This window comes from Methylobacterium sp. Leaf466 (genome assembly GCF_001425565.1).
GTDB lineage: Bacteria > Pseudomonadota > Alphaproteobacteria > Rhizobiales > Beijerinckiaceae > Methylobacterium.
Genome location: NZ_LMRC01000001.1, coordinates 294,070 through 310,659 on the forward strand (window position 1 = coordinate 294,070; position 16,590 = coordinate 310,659).

Here is a 16,590-nt window from a genome sequence, read left to right on the forward strand (position 1 = left end):
CCAAGCCGATCACTCCGGCTTGCGGGCGCCGTCGCTGGACGGCTGGGCCGGAGCGCCGCTCGTCGGGTTGGCGGGCTGCGTGGTCGGTGCCTTCGCTGTGCCGCCGGTGACCGAACCGGTCACCTGCTCGCGGGAGGCTTCCTGGCTCTTCGACGCGTAGTCGGGCGGCGAGTTGGCGCCCTGCCACGTCATCAGCCCGGTGATCGCAATCGCCAGAAGAAGAAGGCTCGCACCCAGCACGTAGAGCACGGGTTTGCCGCGCTTGCCCTGGCGGGCGTCCTGAACCGGAACCTGCTCCTGCTGCTGTTGCCTGTTCTCTTGCATGAAGGACCTCGTCTGCGAGGCCGCGACCGGCCTCTCGTTTTACGACCGACGCGGATGCATCGTGTTGGTCGTCAAACGCGGCGCTCGCGACGAGAGTTCCTGGTCGAGGCCCGATGCACCCGTGTCAGCGACCGGTGAGCAGCAGGATCTTGCCGAGGTGCGCGCTCGATTCCATCAGTTCGTGCGCCTGCCGCGCCTGGTCGAACGGGAAGGTCGCGTGGATGATCGGCCGGATACGTCCGTCCTCCAGGAGCGGCCAGACCTGGCTGGCCAAGCCGCGCGCGATCTGCGCCTTGTCGGCATCGGGCCGGGCACGCAAGGTCGAGCCCGTGAAGGTGAGCCGCTTCATCATGATCGGCGTCATGCTGAAGCTCTCAGCCTTGTAGCCCTGCATGAAGGCGATCTGGACGAGGCGTCCCTCGACGGCCAGGGCCGACAGGTTGCGGGCCAGATAGGGGGCGCCGACCATGTCGAGGATGACGTCGACGCCCTTGCCGCCCGTGAGCGTCTTCACCTCGTCGGCGAAATCGGCTGTGCGGTAGTTGATGGCGGCATCCGCCCCGAGGTCTCGGCAGAAGGCACATTTCTCGTCCGACCCCGCCGTGGCGAAGACGGTGGCGCCGTGGTGCTTGGCGATCTGGATCGCGGTGGAGCCGATGCCGCTCGAGCCGCCATGGACGAGGAAGGTCTCGCCGGCCTTGAGCCGCCCGCGCTCGATGACGTTGCTGAACACCGTGAAATAGGTCTCGGGCAGGCCGGCCGCCTCCACGAGGGACAGGGGCTTGGGCCTGGGCAGGCACTGCCCGGCCTGCGCCACGGCGAACTCGGCATAGCCGCCGCTGATGACCAGCGCACAGACCTCGTCGCCGATGGAAAAGGTGCCGGCGCCCTCCCCCAGCGCCACGATCCGGCCGGACACTTCCAGCCCCGGCACCTCGGTGGCACCCTTGGGCGGCGGATACTTGCCTTCGCGCTGCATGATGTCGGGCCGGTTCACGCCCGCCGCCACCACCTCGATCAGCACCTGGCCCGGGCCGGGTTTGGGCACCGGCACGGTCTCGACCGCGATCACTTCCGGCCCGCCGGCCTCGGTGTAACGGATCTGGCGCATGGTCTCGGGGAGCGGTGTCGACATGGCGTGTCTCCTGGCGTCGAGCCGCCGTCATCGCCGTCGTACACTCCGAAGGCAAGGGCAGGACGCCGAAGTCGGTTCACCGCGTCCCGTACATCCGGTCGCCCGCATCCCCCAGTCCCGGCACGATGTAGCCGTGGTCGTTGAGGTGGCTGTCGATAGCCGCAGTCCACACGGGGACGTCCGGATGGGCGGCTTGGAGCCGGGCGATGCCCTCGGGGGCGGCGAGCAGGCAGACGAAACGCAGGTCCTGGGCGCCGCGCGCCTTGAGCAGATCGATCGCCGCCACCGCCGAATTGGCCGTGGCCAGCATCGGGTCGAGGACCAGGACGGTGCGGTCGACGAGGTCCGAGGGCGCCTTGAAGTAGTATTCCACCGCCTGCAGCGTCTCGGGGTCGCGGTAGAGGCCGACGTGCGCGACGCGCGCCGAAGGCACCAGCGACAACATCCCGTCGAGGAAGCCGACGCCGGCGCGCAGGATCGGGGCGAACACCAGTTTCTTGCCGGCGATCTGGCGGCCTTCCATCGTCTGGATCGGCGTCTCGATGGTCACCGGTTCGAGCGGGAGGTCGCGGGTGACCTCGTAGGCGAGCAGCATGCCGATCTCGTTGAGGATCTGGCGGAATCCCTTGGTCGAGCGCTCGCGCTCGCGCAGCAGCGTCAGCTTGTGCTGGACCAGGGGATGGTCGACCACCCTCACCGATGCCGTCTCGCCCTCAGCCCGCATCGTCCGCTCCTCCGCTCGCCATCGCCGTCAGGCTGCTGCCGCTGTCCTACACCAGCGAAAGCGCGGCGACGACGCGATCCCCGGCGGGCACCCACGAAAAAGGGCTCCCCGCCGTTCGGCGGGGAGCCCTTCTCGACGGATCGGATCGACGGGCCGGATCAGGCGTCAGGAGTCCCCTTCGAGCCGGCGGCGGCGCGACGCTGGGCCATGAAAGCATCGAACTGCTCGCGGTCCTTGGCGCGCTTCAGCTCCTCGACGAAGGCGGCGAAGGCGCGGCCCTCCTCGTCGAGCGCGCGACGCTGGGCGACGAGGCGCTCGATCTCGGCCTTGCGATAGGCGTCGAAGGCCAGGTTGCCGGTGCCGCCGACATTGGTGGCCTCGAAGGCCGCCGCGAATCGCGACCGGCCGCTCGCTCCGGCCGCCGTGGTGCGGCCGACGAGATCACGCAGTTCGGAAAAGGCCGGATAGCCCGAGAGCTTCCAGACGACGTAACCCAGCGCCAGCGGCCACCAGTAGATGAAGGCGACGACGATGGCGCCGATCTCGAAGGACCGGCGCGGAAACGGACCGTTGCGGTAGGACTTGCCTGTGAAGGACTTGCCGCTGAAAGACTTGCCGCTGGCCCAGGGGGAGGTCGAGGAAAAGCTCACGGTGCATGCTCCGATGTCAATGTGAACCTCGTTAACTTGCGGGTGCCCCCCCGGTATTTCAAGTCCCGCGGCGCGTGCCTTCGGGGTTGGCGGCCACGGGGGCGCCCGCACCGTGGACCAGGGCGAGGACTCCGGCGCGCAGAAGCTCGTACTTGTCCGGCACGCCGGGCCCCCGCGGCAGTTGACCGGCGGCGGAGAGGGTGGCGAGGCCGTGGGCGAGCGCCCACACCTCCATCGCGATGAAGCGCGGATCGATGGCCCCGAAACCGTCGGGGAACGTCGAGCGCAGCGATTCGACCAGGAGATCGAACGGGCTCGGCCGCGCCGCCGCGGGCTCCGCGGTGGTGGCGGCCCCGAGGCCGGCGCTGCGGCTCTCGAAGATGGCGGCGTAGTAGCCCGGTTCCTCTTCGGCGAAGGCGAGGTAGGCCTCGCCCATTCGGGTGAAGCGTTCGAGGGGCGTGCCTTTCCCGCCCACCGCCTTGGCGAGGCGTGCCGCGAGATCGGTGAAGCCGCGGCCCGCCACCTCCTCCAGGAGCGCCTCGCGCCCGCGAAAATGCCGATACAGCGCGGCCGGGGTGACGCCGACGAGGCGGGCGGCATCGACCAGCGTGAAACCGCCAACGCCCCGCTCGGCGATGAAGCGGCGGGCCGCCTCGATCAACGCTTCCTTGAGATTGCCGTGGTGGTAGCTGCGCCGGTCGCCCGGTTGGTCGCGCCAGGGTCGCAAAAGGTCGTCCTCCTTCGCGGCGTCGCCTCGACGCCCCGTGCCGCCGCCTTGAGAAGCGCGAACCGGTCCGCGCCCCGCCATGCGATACCATGAAAGCCACCGCCGGACAGGGCGACACACGACGCTCGGCCGGGCGCGATGGAGGCACCGGGTGCTCACGGCGGCATCCCGATTTACCGATGAGAGTCACGCTTTGGTGATCGCCGGAAACGCTTCACTAACTGATTATGGCTCAAGGTCTCGTCTGCACGGACGGTAGTGCGCGTTTGGACTGAGTACCTCTCATGGACGACTTGCTGCGTGAGTTTCTCACTGAGAGTGCCGAGCACCTCGACACGGTCGACACCGAACTCGTCCGTTTCGAGCAGGATCCGAACAACAAGACGATCCTGAGCAACATCTTCCGGCTCGTCCACACCATCAAGGGCACCTGCGGCTTCCTCGGCCTGCCCCGCCTCGAAGCGCTGGCGCATGCGGCCGAAACGCTGATGGGCCAGTTCCGCGACGGCATGCCGGTGACCGGCGCCGCCGTCAGCCTGATCCTGGTGACCCTCGACCGTCTGAAGTCGATCCTCGGCGACCTCGAGAAGACCGGGACCGAGCCCGTCGGCTACGACGAGGACCTGATCGGCGCCCTCGAGCACATGGCCTCCGGGCCGGTCGGCCAAGCTGCTGTCCCCGCAGCCACGCAGCCGCGCGCCGACATCGTGCTGCCGCCGCCCGTCCAGCGCGAGCTGAAGCCCGGCGAGGTCACCCTCGAGGACCTCGAACGCGCCTTCATGGAAGCGGAAGGCCCCGACGACTTGGCCATGGCGATGGCACCGGCTCCGCTTCCCGAGCCCGAGCTGGTCGCACCCCCGGTCCCCGCCCCCGTGGCAAAGGCCGAGGCGCCGGCAGCGTCCGGCGGCGAAAGCGAAGGCGGCGTCGCCAAGGTCCAGACCATCCGCGTGAACGTCGACACCCTCGAACACCTCATGACGATGGTGTCCGAGCTGGTGCTGACCCGCAACCAGCTCCTCGAGATCGCCCGCCAGCACGACGATTCGACCTACAAGGTCCCGCTGCAGCGGCTCAGCCACGTCACCGCCGAGCTGCAGGAAGGCGTCATGAAGACGCGCATGCAGCCGATCGGCAATGCCTGGCAGAAGCTGCCGCGGGTGGTGCGCGACCTGTCCTCCGAACTCGGCAAGTCGATCGAGCTCGTGATGAACGGCGCCGAGACCGAGCTCGACCGCCAGGTCCTGGAGGTCATCAAGGACCCGCTCACCCACATGGTCCGCAACTCGGCCGACCACGGCATCGAGTCGGCGGCCGAGCGCAAGGCCGCCGGCAAGCCCGTCAAGGGCACGATCCGCCTGTCGGCCTACCACGAGGGCGGGACGATCACGATCGAGATCTCCGACGACGGCAAGGGCCTCGACCTGTCCGCGATCCGCCGCAAGGCGGTGGAGCGCAGCGTCGCCAGCCAGGCCGAGATCGACCGGATGACCGACGCCCAGGTGGCGAAGTTCATCTTCCACCCCGGCTTCTCCACCGCCAAGGCCGTGACCTCGGTCTCCGGGCGCGGCGTCGGCATGGACGTCGTCAAGACCAACATCGACGTCATCGGCGGCGTGATCGACATCAACACCCAGCTCGGGCGCGGTACCACCTTCACGATCAAGATCCCGCTCACCCTCGCCATCATCGCCGCCCTCATCGTCAAGGCCGGCGACCTGCGCTACGCGGTGCCCCAGGTGGCCGTCCTCGAACTGGTGCGGGTCGACAGCACCACCGCCCAGACCGTGGAGCGCATCAACGGCTCGCCGGTGCTGCGCCTGCGCGAGCGCCTCCTGCCGATCGTCACGCTCACCGGCGTGCTCGGCCAGGAGCAGAACGCCGAGACCATCGATTCCGGCTTCGTGGTGGTGGCTCAGGTCGGCCGCCAGCGCTTCGGCATCCTCGTCGACGAGGTCTTCCACACGGAGGAGATCGTCGTGAAGCCGATGTCCTCGAAGCTGCGCCACCTGTCGCTGTTTGCTGGCAACACCATCCTCGGCGACGGCGCGGTGGTGCTGATCGTCGATCCCAACGGCATCGCCCAGCAGGTCAGCCAGGGCTCGCAGGCCGGCGGCATGCCGATCGAGGCCGAGGTGGAGGAGGTCGCCGATACCGACTCCAAGGCGACGCTCCTGGTGTTCCGCGGCGGTGCCGGCAGCTTCAAGGCGGTGCCGCTCTCCCTCGTCACCCGCCTCGAGGAGATCGAGGCCTCGAAGATCGAGTGGGTCGGCGGCCGGCCCCTGGTGCAGTACCGCGGCCGCCTGATGCCCCTGGTCCCGGCCGATTCCTCCATCGAGATCCGGTCCGAGGGCACTCAGGCCCTGGTGGTGTTCTCGGACGGCGAGCGCGCCATGGGCCTCGTGGTCGACGAGATCGTCGACATCGTCGAGGAGCGCCTCGACGTCGAGATCTCGGCGGACCGCTCCGACCTCATCGGCTCGGCGGTCCTGCGCGGTCGCGCCACCGAGATCATCAACATCGCCCACTTCCTGCCGCTGGCCTACGACGACTGGGCCCGCGGGACCCGCAAGACCGAGACCCGCACCTCGACGCTGCTCCTCGTGGACGATTCCGCCTTCTTCCGCGACATGCTGAGCCCGGTGCTCAAGGCGGCCGGCTACCACGTCATCACCGCCGGCAGCGCCGAAGAGGGGCTGTCCACGATGATCACCAACGGCCGGATCGACGTGGTGGTCTGCGACCTCGACATGCCGGGCCGCAACGGCTTCGACCTCGTCGCGGCCATGCGCAAGGCGGAGGGACGGGTCGCGGCCCTGCCGGTGATCGGCCTGACCGGCTCGATCGGCCCGGAGGCGATCGAGCGGGCGCGGGGCCTCGCCATCCTCGACCTCGTGGCGAAGTTCGACCGGAGCGGCCTGATCTCGGCACTGTCCGAGATCCAGGTCGTCCCCCTCGCCAACGCCGCCTGAGGCCGACATCCCGAGTTCGGAGTGAGTTCCATGATGCAGGCCGCCAACACCAACACGACCCAGGCCGAGGCCGGGGCGACCAACGACTTCGTCACGGTCTTCGTCGGCGAGACCATGTTCGGCCTGGCGATCGACCGGGTCCACGACGTGTTCATCCCGGCCGGGGTGACCCCCGTACCGCTGTCTCCGCCGGAAATCGTCGGCCTCCTCAACCTGCGCGGCCGCGTCGTCACGGCCCTGTGCCTGCGCCGCCGCCTCGGACTTCCGGCACGGGTCGGCGACGCCAAGCAGATGGCCATCGGCCTCGAACAGGGCGGCGAGACCTTCGCCCTCGTCGTCGACGGGGTCGGCGAGGTGCTCAAGCTCGGGTCGAGCACACACGAGCCGGTCCCCATCAACCTCGACGCGCGCTGGCGCGACCTGACCCTCGGCGTCCACCGCCTCGACGGACGCCTTCTCGTGATCCTCGACGTCGATGCGCTGCTGGCGTTCGGCGCCCCCCGTCACGCCGCCGGCGCCGCCTGACCGGTCAACCGAGGACGCAACCGATGAAAACCTGTCTCATCGTCGACGATTCCGCCGTTATCCGGAAGGTGGCCCGCCGGATCCTCGAGGGCATGAACTTCAAGGTCGCCGAGGCCGAGGACGGTGCCAAGGCCCTCGTCCAATGCTCGGATGCGATGCCGGACGTGATCCTGCTCGATTGGAACATGCCCGAGATGGACGGCTACGACTTCCTGCGGGCCCTGCGCCAGAGTCCCACGGGCGGATCCCCCAAGGTGCTGTTCTGCACCACCGAGAACGACGTCGGCGCGATCGCCCGGGCCCTGCACGCCGGCGCCGACGAATACATCATGAAGCCTTTCGACCGCGACATCGTCTCGGCCAAGCTCGAGCAGGTCGGCTTCCCGGTCCAGGCCAACGCCGCCTGAGCCACGTCCCTCGGGGCTCGACGGCCTCCCTCCGTGTTCGCGTCAGTGAAGCGTATCATCCCATGTTGGCAGCCATCGCCCCGTCGCACGCTCCGACTCCGGGAGGAACCGCGGCAGGAGCGGGACACCGCATCCGGGTGATGATCGCCGACGATTCCGCCGTGGTGCGCGGCCTCGTCGCCCGCTGGCTCGGCGAGGCCGGCTACGACGTCGTCGCCACCGCCGCCAACGGTCGGATCGCCGTCGAGGCGATGTCCCGCCACGACCCGGACGTGGTCCTCCTCGACATCGACATGCCCGAGCTCGACGGCACCCAGGCGCTGCCGCTGCTGCTGGCCAAGAGCCCCGGCCTCCAGGTCGTGATGATGTCGACCCTCACGACGCGCAATGCCGACATCTCCCTGCGTTGCCTGGCGCTCGGCGCAGTCGATTATCTGGCCAAGCCCGAGAGCAACCGCGGCGTCACAACCTCCGACGTGTTCCGCACCGACCTGATCGAACGGGTCCGGGTGTTCGGGTCCGCCAGGGCCAGGCGCCGTCCGTCCCATTCCTCGTCGGCCGCGACTGCCGGCCAGGCCGGGGTGCCGCTCCCGTCCGCACGCCCCGCCGCCCCCGTCCTGCTGCGGCCCAAGGCCCGGTCGGTCGTGCCCCCCAAGGTCCTGCTCATCGGGGCCTCCACCGGCGGGCCGCGCGCCGTCGGCGAGGTGCTGGAGAAGATCGGGGCGGCGACCCTGCGCCAGTTCCCCGTCCTCATTGTCCAGCACATGCCGCCGGTGTTCACGGCGGTCTTCGCCGAGCACCTCGGCGCCCGCACCTGCCTTCCGGCGGCGGAGGGCAAGGCCGACGAACGCCTGATGCCGGGCCGGATCTACGTTGCGCCCGGCGGGCGCCACATGGGGCTCGCCGGAAACCGCGGCGAGGTCACGATCCGCCTCGACGACGGGCCGGTGGTGAACTTCTGCCGGCCCGCGGTCGACGTGCTGTTCAGGGATGCCGCCGCCATCTACGGCGCCGCCACCCTGTCGGTGGTGCTCACGGGCATGGGCTCGGACGGCACCGGGGGCGCCAGGGCGCTCACGGAGGCCGGCGGCGCGGTGCTGGCCCAGGACGAGGCCACCAGCACGGTCTGGGGCATGCCCGGCAGCATCGCCAAGGCCGGCCTCGCCCAGGCGATCCTGCCTCTGGGCGACATCGGCGCCGCCCTGCGCAACCTTCTGACGGGACATGGCGCATGACCGACGTCGAGTTCGATTTCCTGCGCGCCTATCTCAAGACGCGCTCCGGCCTCGCCCTCACGGCCGAGAAGCGCTACCTCGTCGAGAGCCGCCTGGGCCCGGTCTGCCGCCGGTTCAACCTCGCCACCCTGCACGACCTCGTCGGCGCGCTGAAGACGCCCCGCGACCCGGCCGTGGAGAAGGCGGTGGTCGAGGCGATGACCACCAACGAGACGTTCTTCTTCCGCGACCGCACGCCGTTCGACCTGTTCAAGGACGTGCTCCTGCCCGAGGCGATCGTGCGCCGGGCGGCCCAGCGCAAGCTGCGGATCTGGTGCGCGGCGGCCTCCACCGGCCAGGAGCCGTACTCCATCGCCATGATGCTGCAGGACGCCGCCCCGCGGCTGGCCGGCTGGACCGTCGAGATCGTCGCCACCGACATCTCCACCGAGGTGCTGGAGAAGGCCAGGGCCGGGCTCTACAGCCACTTCGAGGTGCAGCGCGGCCTGCCGGTGCAGCTCCTGCTCAAGCACTTCGAGCAGATCGGCGAGCAGTGGCGGATCTCGCAGGGCCTGCGCCAGATGGTGGACTACCGTCCCCTCAACCTGCTGCACCCCTTCGACGCGCTGGGCACCTTCGACATCATCTACTGCCGCAACGTGCTGATCTACTTCGATGCGCCGACCAAGGGCGACGTCCTCGGGCGGCTCAGCGCCAGCCTGTCGCCTGACGGGGCCCTGCTGCTCGGCGCCGCCGAGACCGTGATCGGCCTCACCGACCGGCTCGTGCCGAGTCCGACGCACCGCGGCCTCTACAACCAGGCCCGCGCGGCAGGCGCGCGGCTCGCGTCCCCGGTCGCGCCGCCATTGCGCCGGGTGGTGGGCCTCTGACGGCCGGCGACGGCGCGGGGGACGGTTCTACTGCCCCCTGCGCGCCCGGCTCGCGAACCTCACCGCGTCCTCTGCGGCGCGAAACAGGGCCCGGGCCTTGTTGACGCATTCCTGCTGCTCGGACGCGGCGTCGGAATCGTAGACGATGCCCGCCCCGGCCTGAACGTGCATGCGGCCTTCCTTCACGATGGCGGTGCGCAGGACGATGCAAGTGTCCATCTCGCCGCGCGCGCCGAAGTAGCCGATGCAACCGCCGTAGGGCCCGCGCTTCTGGCTTTCCAGCTCGTCGATGATTTGCATCGCACGGACCTTCGGCGCCCCGGAGACGGTGCCGGCGGGAAAGCCGGCGGCCAGGGCGCTCAAGGGGTCGTGGGCGGGGTCCAACCTGCCCTCGACGTTCGAGACGATGTGCATGACCTGGCTGTAGTATTCGAGGAAGAACGAATCCGTCACCGTCACAGAGCCGATGGTCGAGACGCGGCCGACGTCGTTGCGGCCGAGGTCGAGCAGCATCAGGTGCTCCGAGCGCTCCTTGGGGTCGGCCAGCAGTTCCTCGGCCAGCGCCCTGTCCTCGGCCGGGGTGGCGCCGCGGGGCCGGGTCCCGGCGATGGGCCGGATGGTGACGACGCCCTCGCGCACCCGCACCAGGATCTCGGGCGACGAACACACCACCTGGAACGCCTCGAAGTCGAGGTAGCACAGGAACGGGGCCGGGTTCGTCCGCCGCAGCGAGCGGTAGAGCGCGAAGGCCGGCAGGGTGAAGGGCGCCTCGAACCTTTGCGACAGCACCACCTGGAACACGTCGCCGGCGACGATGTACTCCTTGGCACGGGCCACCATCGCGTAGAACTGGTCCGGCGTGGTGTTGGAGACGGGATCGGGCGCCGCCATTCCGCGAGGATCGATCCGCGCCTCCACCGGCAGCGGCCCTTCCAGGGTCTCCGCCACGCGCTCGAGGGTGGAGAGCGCCGTCTCGTAGGCGGCCCTGGCGCCGATGCCCTCGCGCGGCCGCACCGGGGCGACCACGGTGATGAGGTCGCGCACGGCGTCGAACACCACCATCACGCGCGGCCGGATCAGGATCGCGTCCGGCACGCCGAGGGGGTCGGGGTTGGGCACGCCGAGCGCCTCCATCGACCGGACCATGTCGTAGCCGAGGTAGCCGAACAGGCCCGCCGCCATGGGCGGAAGCGCTTCGTCGCGGGCCTCGTCGCCGATGGCACTGGCGGCGATGAGGCTGCGCAGGCTCTGCAACGGATGATCGGGCTCGGGCGTGAAGGCGGTCAGGTCGCTCCCTTGCGCGATCTCGGCCCGGCCGTCGCGGCAGCGCCAGGCGAGATCGGGATCGAGGCCGATCATCGAATAGCGGCCGCGCACGGCGCCGCCTTCCACCGATTCGAGCAGGAAGGCCGGCCCGGCGTGGCCGGCCCTGAGTTTCAGGTAGGCCGCCACGGGGGTTTCGAGGTCGGCCACCAGCGTCAGGCTGACGAGGCTCGCCCGCCCCGCCCCGTAGGCCTCCATCACCTGCGATTCGGCGGAGGGATCGGACATCGGCATCGGTCCTGAGGTTTCAGTATTCGCCGCCGATGGCGCGCCGGAAGGCGGCCTGGTTGACCGTGACCCCGGCGTCCTTCTGGACCTCGCCGATGTACTGGCTCAGCACGTCGTCGGCGACCACGGTGCGGAACCGGCTCTCGATGGCGGTGTCGGTGGGGCTACCCAGCGCCAGGCCCGGCATGGTCGCACCGGTGACCTTGAACACCACGCGCGACTCGCCCGATTCCGCCGAGCTCGCCTTGTCGAGGAGCGTCGCGAAGACGCGCTCGACGCTGGCGGCGGTGAGCTGGCCCTTGGGCTGCCCGCGCACGAGGTCGGTTTCCGTCTCGGCCTGCACGCCGGTCTCGGCGGCCAGCGTCTCCAGGGCCTCGCCCTTGTCGAGGCGGGCGACGAGATCCTTGGCCTTGGCGGCCAGGCGCTTGGCGACCTCGGCGCTGCGCCAGCCGGCGGCCACCGCGTCGCGGACGTCGGCCAGGGGCTTGTCGCGGGCCTGATCGACCTGGGTCACGTCGAACCAGACGTAGCCGCCGGACTTGGTGCGCAACGCCTCGGTGTCGCCGCCGACGTCACTGCGGAACACCGCCGCCAGCACCGTGTCGCGGTCCGGGATGCCCTCGACGGTCTTGCCCGTGGGGTCGGCGCCGCGCGCGTCCACCGACGGGACGGTGAGGAGCGCCATGTCGCGGTCCTTGGCGATGTCGGCCAGCGGCTTGGTGTTGGCGCGCTGGTCCTCGATGGCGTCGTGCGCGGCGTCGATGTCCCGGGTCGCGCGCTCGGTGGCGATCGCCTTGCGGATCTCGGCCTCGACCGCGGCCAGCGGCTTCACGTCTTCGGGGACGATGGCGCTCACCCGCAGCAGGACGCTGCCGAAGCGGCCCTGCACCGGGGCGCTGACCGTGTTGAGGGACAGCGCGAAGGCCGCGTCGGCCACCGCCTTGTCGAAGACCTCCGCCTTCGTCAGCGTGCCGAGCGACAGGTTCTTGGCGTCGAGCCCGCGCTCGGCCGCTACTGCCTCGAACGGCTTCTCGCCCGCCTCGATCTGCTTGCGGGCCGCTTCCGCGGCGGCGGCATCGGGGAAGACGATCTGCTGGATCGTGCGCTTCTCGGGCGAGCCGAAGCTGCTTCTGTTGGCCTCGTAGCGCTTGGCGACTTCGTCGGCGCTCACGGCGTCGGGCTTGGCCATCGTCTGCGGATCGAGGATCAGCATCGTCACGGCGCGGGTCTCGGGCGCACGGTACGAGGACTTGTTCTCCTCGTAGTAGGCCTTGAGCTCGTCCTCGTTCGCCGCCGGGACGTCGCCGGCCACGGAGGGCGGCAGCGTCATGAAGGCGGCCGAGCGCCGCTCGCTGGAATAGCGGTGGACCGCCTCGCGCATCGCCACGGGTACGTGCAGGTCGGCGGCCACCGCCTCGGCGAGCTGGAGCCGCGCGATGACGGCGCGCTGCTCGCGCACGAAGGCCGTCTCAGTGATGCCGGCGCGCTGCAGGGTCTGGAAGAACAGGCTCGAATCGAAGCTGCCGTTGGCGCCCTTGAACGCGGCCTCCTCGCGGATCGCCCGCAGGACGGCCGCGTCCGGCACCACGAGGCCGAGCTGCTGGGTCTGCTGGTCGAGGGAGGCTTCGCTGATCAGCTGGGCCAGCACCTGCCGGTCGATGCCCAGCGCCCGCGCCTGGTCCGGCGTGAAGCTGCGCTGCATCTGGCTCTGGTACCGCTGGAGCTGGTTCTGGTAGGCGCTGCGCACCGCCTCCGCCGTGATCGGCGTCTTGCCCACCGTCGCGACGCTGCTCGTCGATCCCCCGCGGAAGAACTCCTCCACGCCGAACACCGCGATACCGGCGATCAGGAAGGTGAAGATCACGCCGAGGACGATCTTGCCGAGCCAATGGCGGCTGGCGGTACGGATGGACTGAAGCATCGAACGCTCGGCGGCTCGTGACCAAAGGTGCTCTTGCGCCCTCCCCGCGCGACCGACCGGATCGCGGGTGATCCGTCTCCGGCGCGCGGGAGGCATCGTGGAGCGTCTGCCGATAGCCGATCCGGTCGCCATCCGCAAAGGCGAAGCGGAATCCGGGGAGCCGCGCGGTTTGCGCCACCGATAGGGCTCTGTTAGGCCCGCGCCGCGGCGGGCGACCGCCCGATACGACGGCAGATCGAGGCATGAGGGACAGAATGACGGGTCGGGTGCGGCGTCCGCTGGTTGCCGGCAATTGGAAGATGAACGGCCTGCGCAAGTCGGTCGCCATCGTCGAGGCGGTGCGTGACGGTCTGACTCCGCAGATGCGCGAGCGTGTCGACGTGCTGATCTGCCCGCCCTCCACCCTGATCGCCTCCTGCGTCGCGGCGACCTACGATTCGCCCGTCGCCATCGGCGGACAGAACCTTCACGCCAAGGCCAGCGGCGCCTTCACGGGCTCGATCTCGGCGGAGATGCTGGCCGACCTCGGCGCCCGCTACGTCATCGTCGGCCACTCCGAACGCCGGGCCTACCACCACGAGACCGACGACGGCGTCCACGCCAAGGCGCTGGGCGCCCGCCGTGCGGGCCTGTGCGGCATCATCTGCGTCGGCGAGACGCAAGAGGAGCGCGAGGAGGGCCGGGCGCTCGACATCGTGCGGGCCCAGCTCGCCATCGGCGTGCCCAAGGGTGCCACCGGCCGCGACACCGTGATCGCCTACGAGCCGGTCTGGGCGATCGGCACCGGCCTCACCCCGACGCCGCGCGACATCGCCGAGGTGCATGCATCCTTGCGCGAGATGCTCGGCCAGCTCATCGGCGTCGAGGCCCAGAACGTCCGCATTCTCTACGGCGGCTCGGTCAAGCCGGGCAACGCCCGCGAGCTGATGGCGGTCGACAACGTCGACGGGGCACTGGTCGGCGGCGCCAGCCTGGTGGCCGAGGACTTCCTGGGGATCGTCTCGGCCTGCGCCTGACCTGGCCGGACCCGTCTCCCTTGCGGGATTTGGCGCCCATCCCGATCTCGTGTACGAGCGCTTTCTTTCGTAGACGCACCGCATCGATGCGGCGACCATTGGGTCGCCCCGCCGGGCGGAGCCTCGGACCTTCGTAAAGCGACATGCAGACCGTCCTGATCTCGATCCACCTCATCGTCGTCCTCGGCCTGATCGTCGTGGTGCTGCTGCAGCGGTCCGAAGGCGGGCTCGGGCTCGGCGGTGGCGGCAGCGGTGGCGGCGGCGTCTCCGGCTTCATGACCGGCCGCGGCCAGGCCAATGCGCTGACCCGCGCCACGGCGATCCTGGCGGCCCTGTTCTTCACCACCAGCATGACCCTGGCGGTGATGTCGCATCGTGCCGCCGCGCCCCGTTCGATCATCGAGGGTGCCGGCTCCGCCACGCAGCCCGCCCAGCCCAACGCCGACAATCTGCTCGACACCCTGCGCCAGGGTCAGGGCGTGCCCGCCGCCCCCGCGACGCCGGGCCAGCCCGCCGCGCCCGTTCCGGTTCCGGCACAGCCCTCGACCCCGGACGCACCCCAGTCGCGCTGAGCACGGTTCGCAAGAGCGGTCACCGGTTTGGCGTCACGACACGCCGACACGCCAAAGACCCGAGCAGGGTGAAGCGTCGGTTCGCCGACGTGCCCCTGCTTAGGCCGCGACGACGGACCTCGCGGCGGACGATCGTTCGCCTGCCGCCTGCCATCGACGGCCCGGTCAGCGATGATCGGGTCGTCGCGTTTGCGACGGGTCCCTCCAGACCCGCCCTGAGCCGGCGATCAATGCGGCCCGGACCCGTGGGACGGTTCTGCCAAGGACCGTCCACGGCTTTGTCGCGTTGCCGTTTGGCGAATCGACCTCCCTTGTTTATGGACCAAAGCCCATGACGCGGTACGTTTTCATCACCGGCGGCGTGGTCTCCTCGCTCGGCAAGGGTCTCGGTTCGGCCGCCCTCGCGGCCCTGCTCCAGGCGCGCGGCTACAAGGTCCGCCTGCGCAAGCTCGACCCCTATCTGAACGTCGATCCGGGCACGATGAGCCCGACCCAGCACGGCGAGGTCTTCGTGACCGACGACGGCGCCGAGACCGATCTCGACCTCGGCCATTACGAGCGCTTCACCGGTCTGCCGGCCACCAAGGCCGACAACATCACCACCGGCCGGATCTACCTCGACATCATCACCAAGGAGCGGCGCGGCGACTACCTCGGCGCCACCATCCAGGTGATCCCGCACGTCACCAATGCCATCAAGGCGTTCGTGCTCGACGGCAACGACGCCTTCGACTTCGTGCTCGTCGAGATCGGCGGCACGGTGGGCGACATCGAGGGCCTGCCGTTCTTCGAGGCGATCCGTCAGCTCGGCCAGGAGCTGCCGCGCGGCACCACCGCCTTCGTGCACCTGACGCTCCTGCCCTACATCCCATCCGCCGGCGAGCTGAAGACCAAGCCGACGCAGCATTCGGTCAAGGAGCTGCGCTCCATCGGCATCCAGCCCGACATCCTGCTCTGCCGCTGCGACCGTCCGATTCCCGTGGAGGAACGGCGCAAGCTCGGGCTGTTCTGCAACGTCCGCGAGACCGCCGTCATCGAGGCCCGGGACGTGGCCTCGATCTACGACGTGCCGCTGTCCTACCGCGAGGCCGGCCTCGACCGCGAGGTGCTGGCGCATTTCGACATCGCGCCGGAGGTCGAGCCGGACCTGACGCGCTGGACGACGATCTCGGAGCGGGTGCGCAACCCCGAGGGTGAGGTGAACATCGCCATCGTCGGCAAGTACACGGGCCTCAAGGACGCCTACAAGTCGCTGACCGAGGCACTCACCCACGGCGGCATCGCCAACCGGGTGAAGGTCAACCTCGAATGGATCGAGTCCGAGGTGTTCGAGCGCGAGGACCCGGCCCCGTTCCTCGAGGGCATCAACGGCATCCTCGTGCCCGGCGGCTTCGGCCAGCGCGGTGCCGAGGGCAAGATCCGCGCGGCCCGCTTCGCCCGCGAGCGCAAGATCCCGTATTTCGGCATCTGCTTCGGCATGCAGATGGCCGTGATCGAGGCGGCCCGCTCGCTGGCCGGGGTGCCGGACGCCAATTCCAGCGAGTTCGGCGAGACCGCCGAGCCGGTGGTCGGCCTCCTCACCGAGTGGCTGCGCGGGACCGAGCTGGAGCGGCGCGCGGCGGAGGGCGACCTCGGCGGCACCATGCGGCTCGGTGCCTACAAGGCGACGCTCCACGCCGACACGAAGATCGCCGAGATCTACGGCACCACCGAGATCTCCGAGCGCCACCGCCATCGCTACGAGGTCAACATGGCCTATCGCGAGTGCCTGGAGGCCAGGGGCCTGCGCTTTTCCGGCCTGTCGCCGGACGGCCTGCTGCCGGAGACGGTGGAGCACGTCGGCCATCCGTGGTTCATCGGCGTGCAGTTCCATCCGGAACTGAAGTCGCGCCCGTTCGAGCCGCATCCGCTGTTCCGCAGCTTCATCGGCGCGGCGATGGAGCAGAGCCGGCTCGTGTGATGCGG

Annotated in this window: 15 protein-coding genes; 8 read left to right on the forward strand and 7 right to left on the reverse strand. The window is 69.8% G+C overall.

The features are described 5' to 3' along the window. Positions 1-9: 9 nt before the first annotated feature. From ASG59_RS01190 to ASG59_RS01210, 5 genes are all read right to left on the reverse strand, one after another. Positions 10-324, reverse strand: coding sequence for a hypothetical protein (locus ASG59_RS01190; RefSeq protein ID WP_056406497.1), 315 nt, complete (start codon positions 322-324; stop codon positions 10-12). 124 nt (positions 325-448) lie between these two features. Then, positions 449-1,459: an NAD(P)H-quinone oxidoreductase gene (locus tag ASG59_RS01195; RefSeq protein WP_056406500.1), complete on the reverse strand. Its 1,011-nt coding sequence runs from the start codon at positions 1,457-1,459 to the stop codon at positions 449-451. A gap of 76 nt (positions 1,460-1,535) precedes the next feature. Then, positions 1,536-2,183: a uracil phosphoribosyltransferase gene (upp, locus tag ASG59_RS01200; protein WP_055884123.1), complete on the reverse strand. Its 648-nt coding sequence runs from the start codon at positions 2,181-2,183 to the stop codon at positions 1,536-1,538. A gap of 158 nt (positions 2,184-2,341) precedes the next feature. Further along, positions 2,342-2,833: a DUF2852 domain-containing protein gene (locus tag ASG59_RS01205; RefSeq protein ID WP_056406502.1), complete on the reverse strand. Its 492-nt coding sequence runs from the start codon at positions 2,831-2,833 to the stop codon at positions 2,342-2,344. A 58-nt stretch (positions 2,834-2,891) separates the two neighbouring features. Next, entirely contained in the window at positions 2,892-3,560 is a 669-nt protein-coding gene (locus ASG59_RS01210) for a TetR/AcrR family transcriptional regulator (protein WP_056284784.1), read from the reverse strand. Between the two features lie 284 nt (positions 3,561-3,844). On the opposite strand from ASG59_RS01210, the gene ASG59_RS01215 reads away from it, so the two are divergent. The 5 genes from ASG59_RS01215 (at position 3,845) to ASG59_RS01235 (ending at position 9,565) form a co-directional block, all read left to right on the forward strand. Further along, entirely contained in the window at positions 3,845-6,529 is a 2,685-nt protein-coding gene (locus ASG59_RS01215; RefSeq protein WP_056406503.1) for a hybrid sensor histidine kinase/response regulator, read from the forward strand. Between the two features lie 33 nt (positions 6,530-6,562). Further along, positions 6,563-7,054 (forward strand): chemotaxis protein CheW, encoded by a 492-nt coding sequence (locus ASG59_RS01220; protein WP_055884719.1) that lies wholly within the window; start codon positions 6,563-6,565, stop codon positions 7,052-7,054. A gap of 23 nt (positions 7,055-7,077) precedes the next feature. Then, positions 7,078-7,461: a response regulator gene (locus ASG59_RS01225; RefSeq protein ID WP_056406505.1), complete on the forward strand. Its 384-nt coding sequence runs from the start codon at positions 7,078-7,080 to the stop codon at positions 7,459-7,461. A 62-nt stretch (positions 7,462-7,523) separates the two neighbouring features. Continuing rightward, complete coding sequence (locus ASG59_RS01230; protein WP_056406507.1) at positions 7,524-8,696, forward strand: chemotaxis response regulator protein-glutamate methylesterase; 1,173 nt, start codon at positions 7,524-7,526, stop codon at positions 8,694-8,696. Beyond that, positions 8,693-9,565 (forward strand): protein-glutamate O-methyltransferase CheR, encoded by an 873-nt coding sequence (locus tag ASG59_RS01235; protein ID WP_056284776.1) that lies wholly within the window; start codon positions 8,693-8,695, stop codon positions 9,563-9,565. Before ASG59_RS01230 ends, ASG59_RS01235 begins: the two co-directional genes overlap by 4 nt. 27 nt (positions 9,566-9,592) lie before the next feature. On the opposite strand, the gene trpE is transcribed toward ASG59_RS01235, so the two are convergent. Together trpE and ASG59_RS01245 are read right to left on the reverse strand one after the other, a co-directional pair. Then, positions 9,593-11,116, reverse strand: a complete 1,524-nt coding sequence (trpE, locus tag ASG59_RS01240) for an anthranilate synthase component I (RefSeq protein ID WP_056406509.1) — start codon at positions 11,114-11,116, stop codon at positions 9,593-9,595. A gap of 19 nt (positions 11,117-11,135) precedes the next feature. Then, complete coding sequence (locus tag ASG59_RS01245) at positions 11,136-13,037, reverse strand: peptidylprolyl isomerase (protein ID WP_056406516.1); 1,902 nt, start codon at positions 13,035-13,037, stop codon at positions 11,136-11,138. Between the two features lie 254 nt (positions 13,038-13,291). Here ASG59_RS01245 and tpiA point away from each other — a divergent pair, with 254 nt between their 5' ends. The 3 genes from tpiA to ASG59_RS01260 all read left to right on the forward strand — a co-directional run bounded on the left by tpiA (position 13,292) and on the right by ASG59_RS01260 (position 16,585). Further along, positions 13,292-14,053: a triose-phosphate isomerase gene (gene tpiA, locus ASG59_RS01250; protein ID WP_056406518.1), complete on the forward strand. Its 762-nt coding sequence runs from the start codon at positions 13,292-13,294 to the stop codon at positions 14,051-14,053. A 143-nt stretch (positions 14,054-14,196) separates the two neighbouring features. Continuing rightward, positions 14,197-14,625, forward strand: a complete 429-nt coding sequence (gene secG, locus ASG59_RS01255; protein WP_055884156.1) for a preprotein translocase subunit SecG — start codon at positions 14,197-14,199, stop codon at positions 14,623-14,625. Positions 14,626-14,956: 331 nt separating this feature from the next. Continuing rightward, complete coding sequence (locus ASG59_RS01260; RefSeq protein ID WP_056406520.1) at positions 14,957-16,585, forward strand: CTP synthase; 1,629 nt, start codon at positions 14,957-14,959, stop codon at positions 16,583-16,585. The last annotated feature ends 5 nt before the right edge of the window (positions 16,586-16,590 follow it).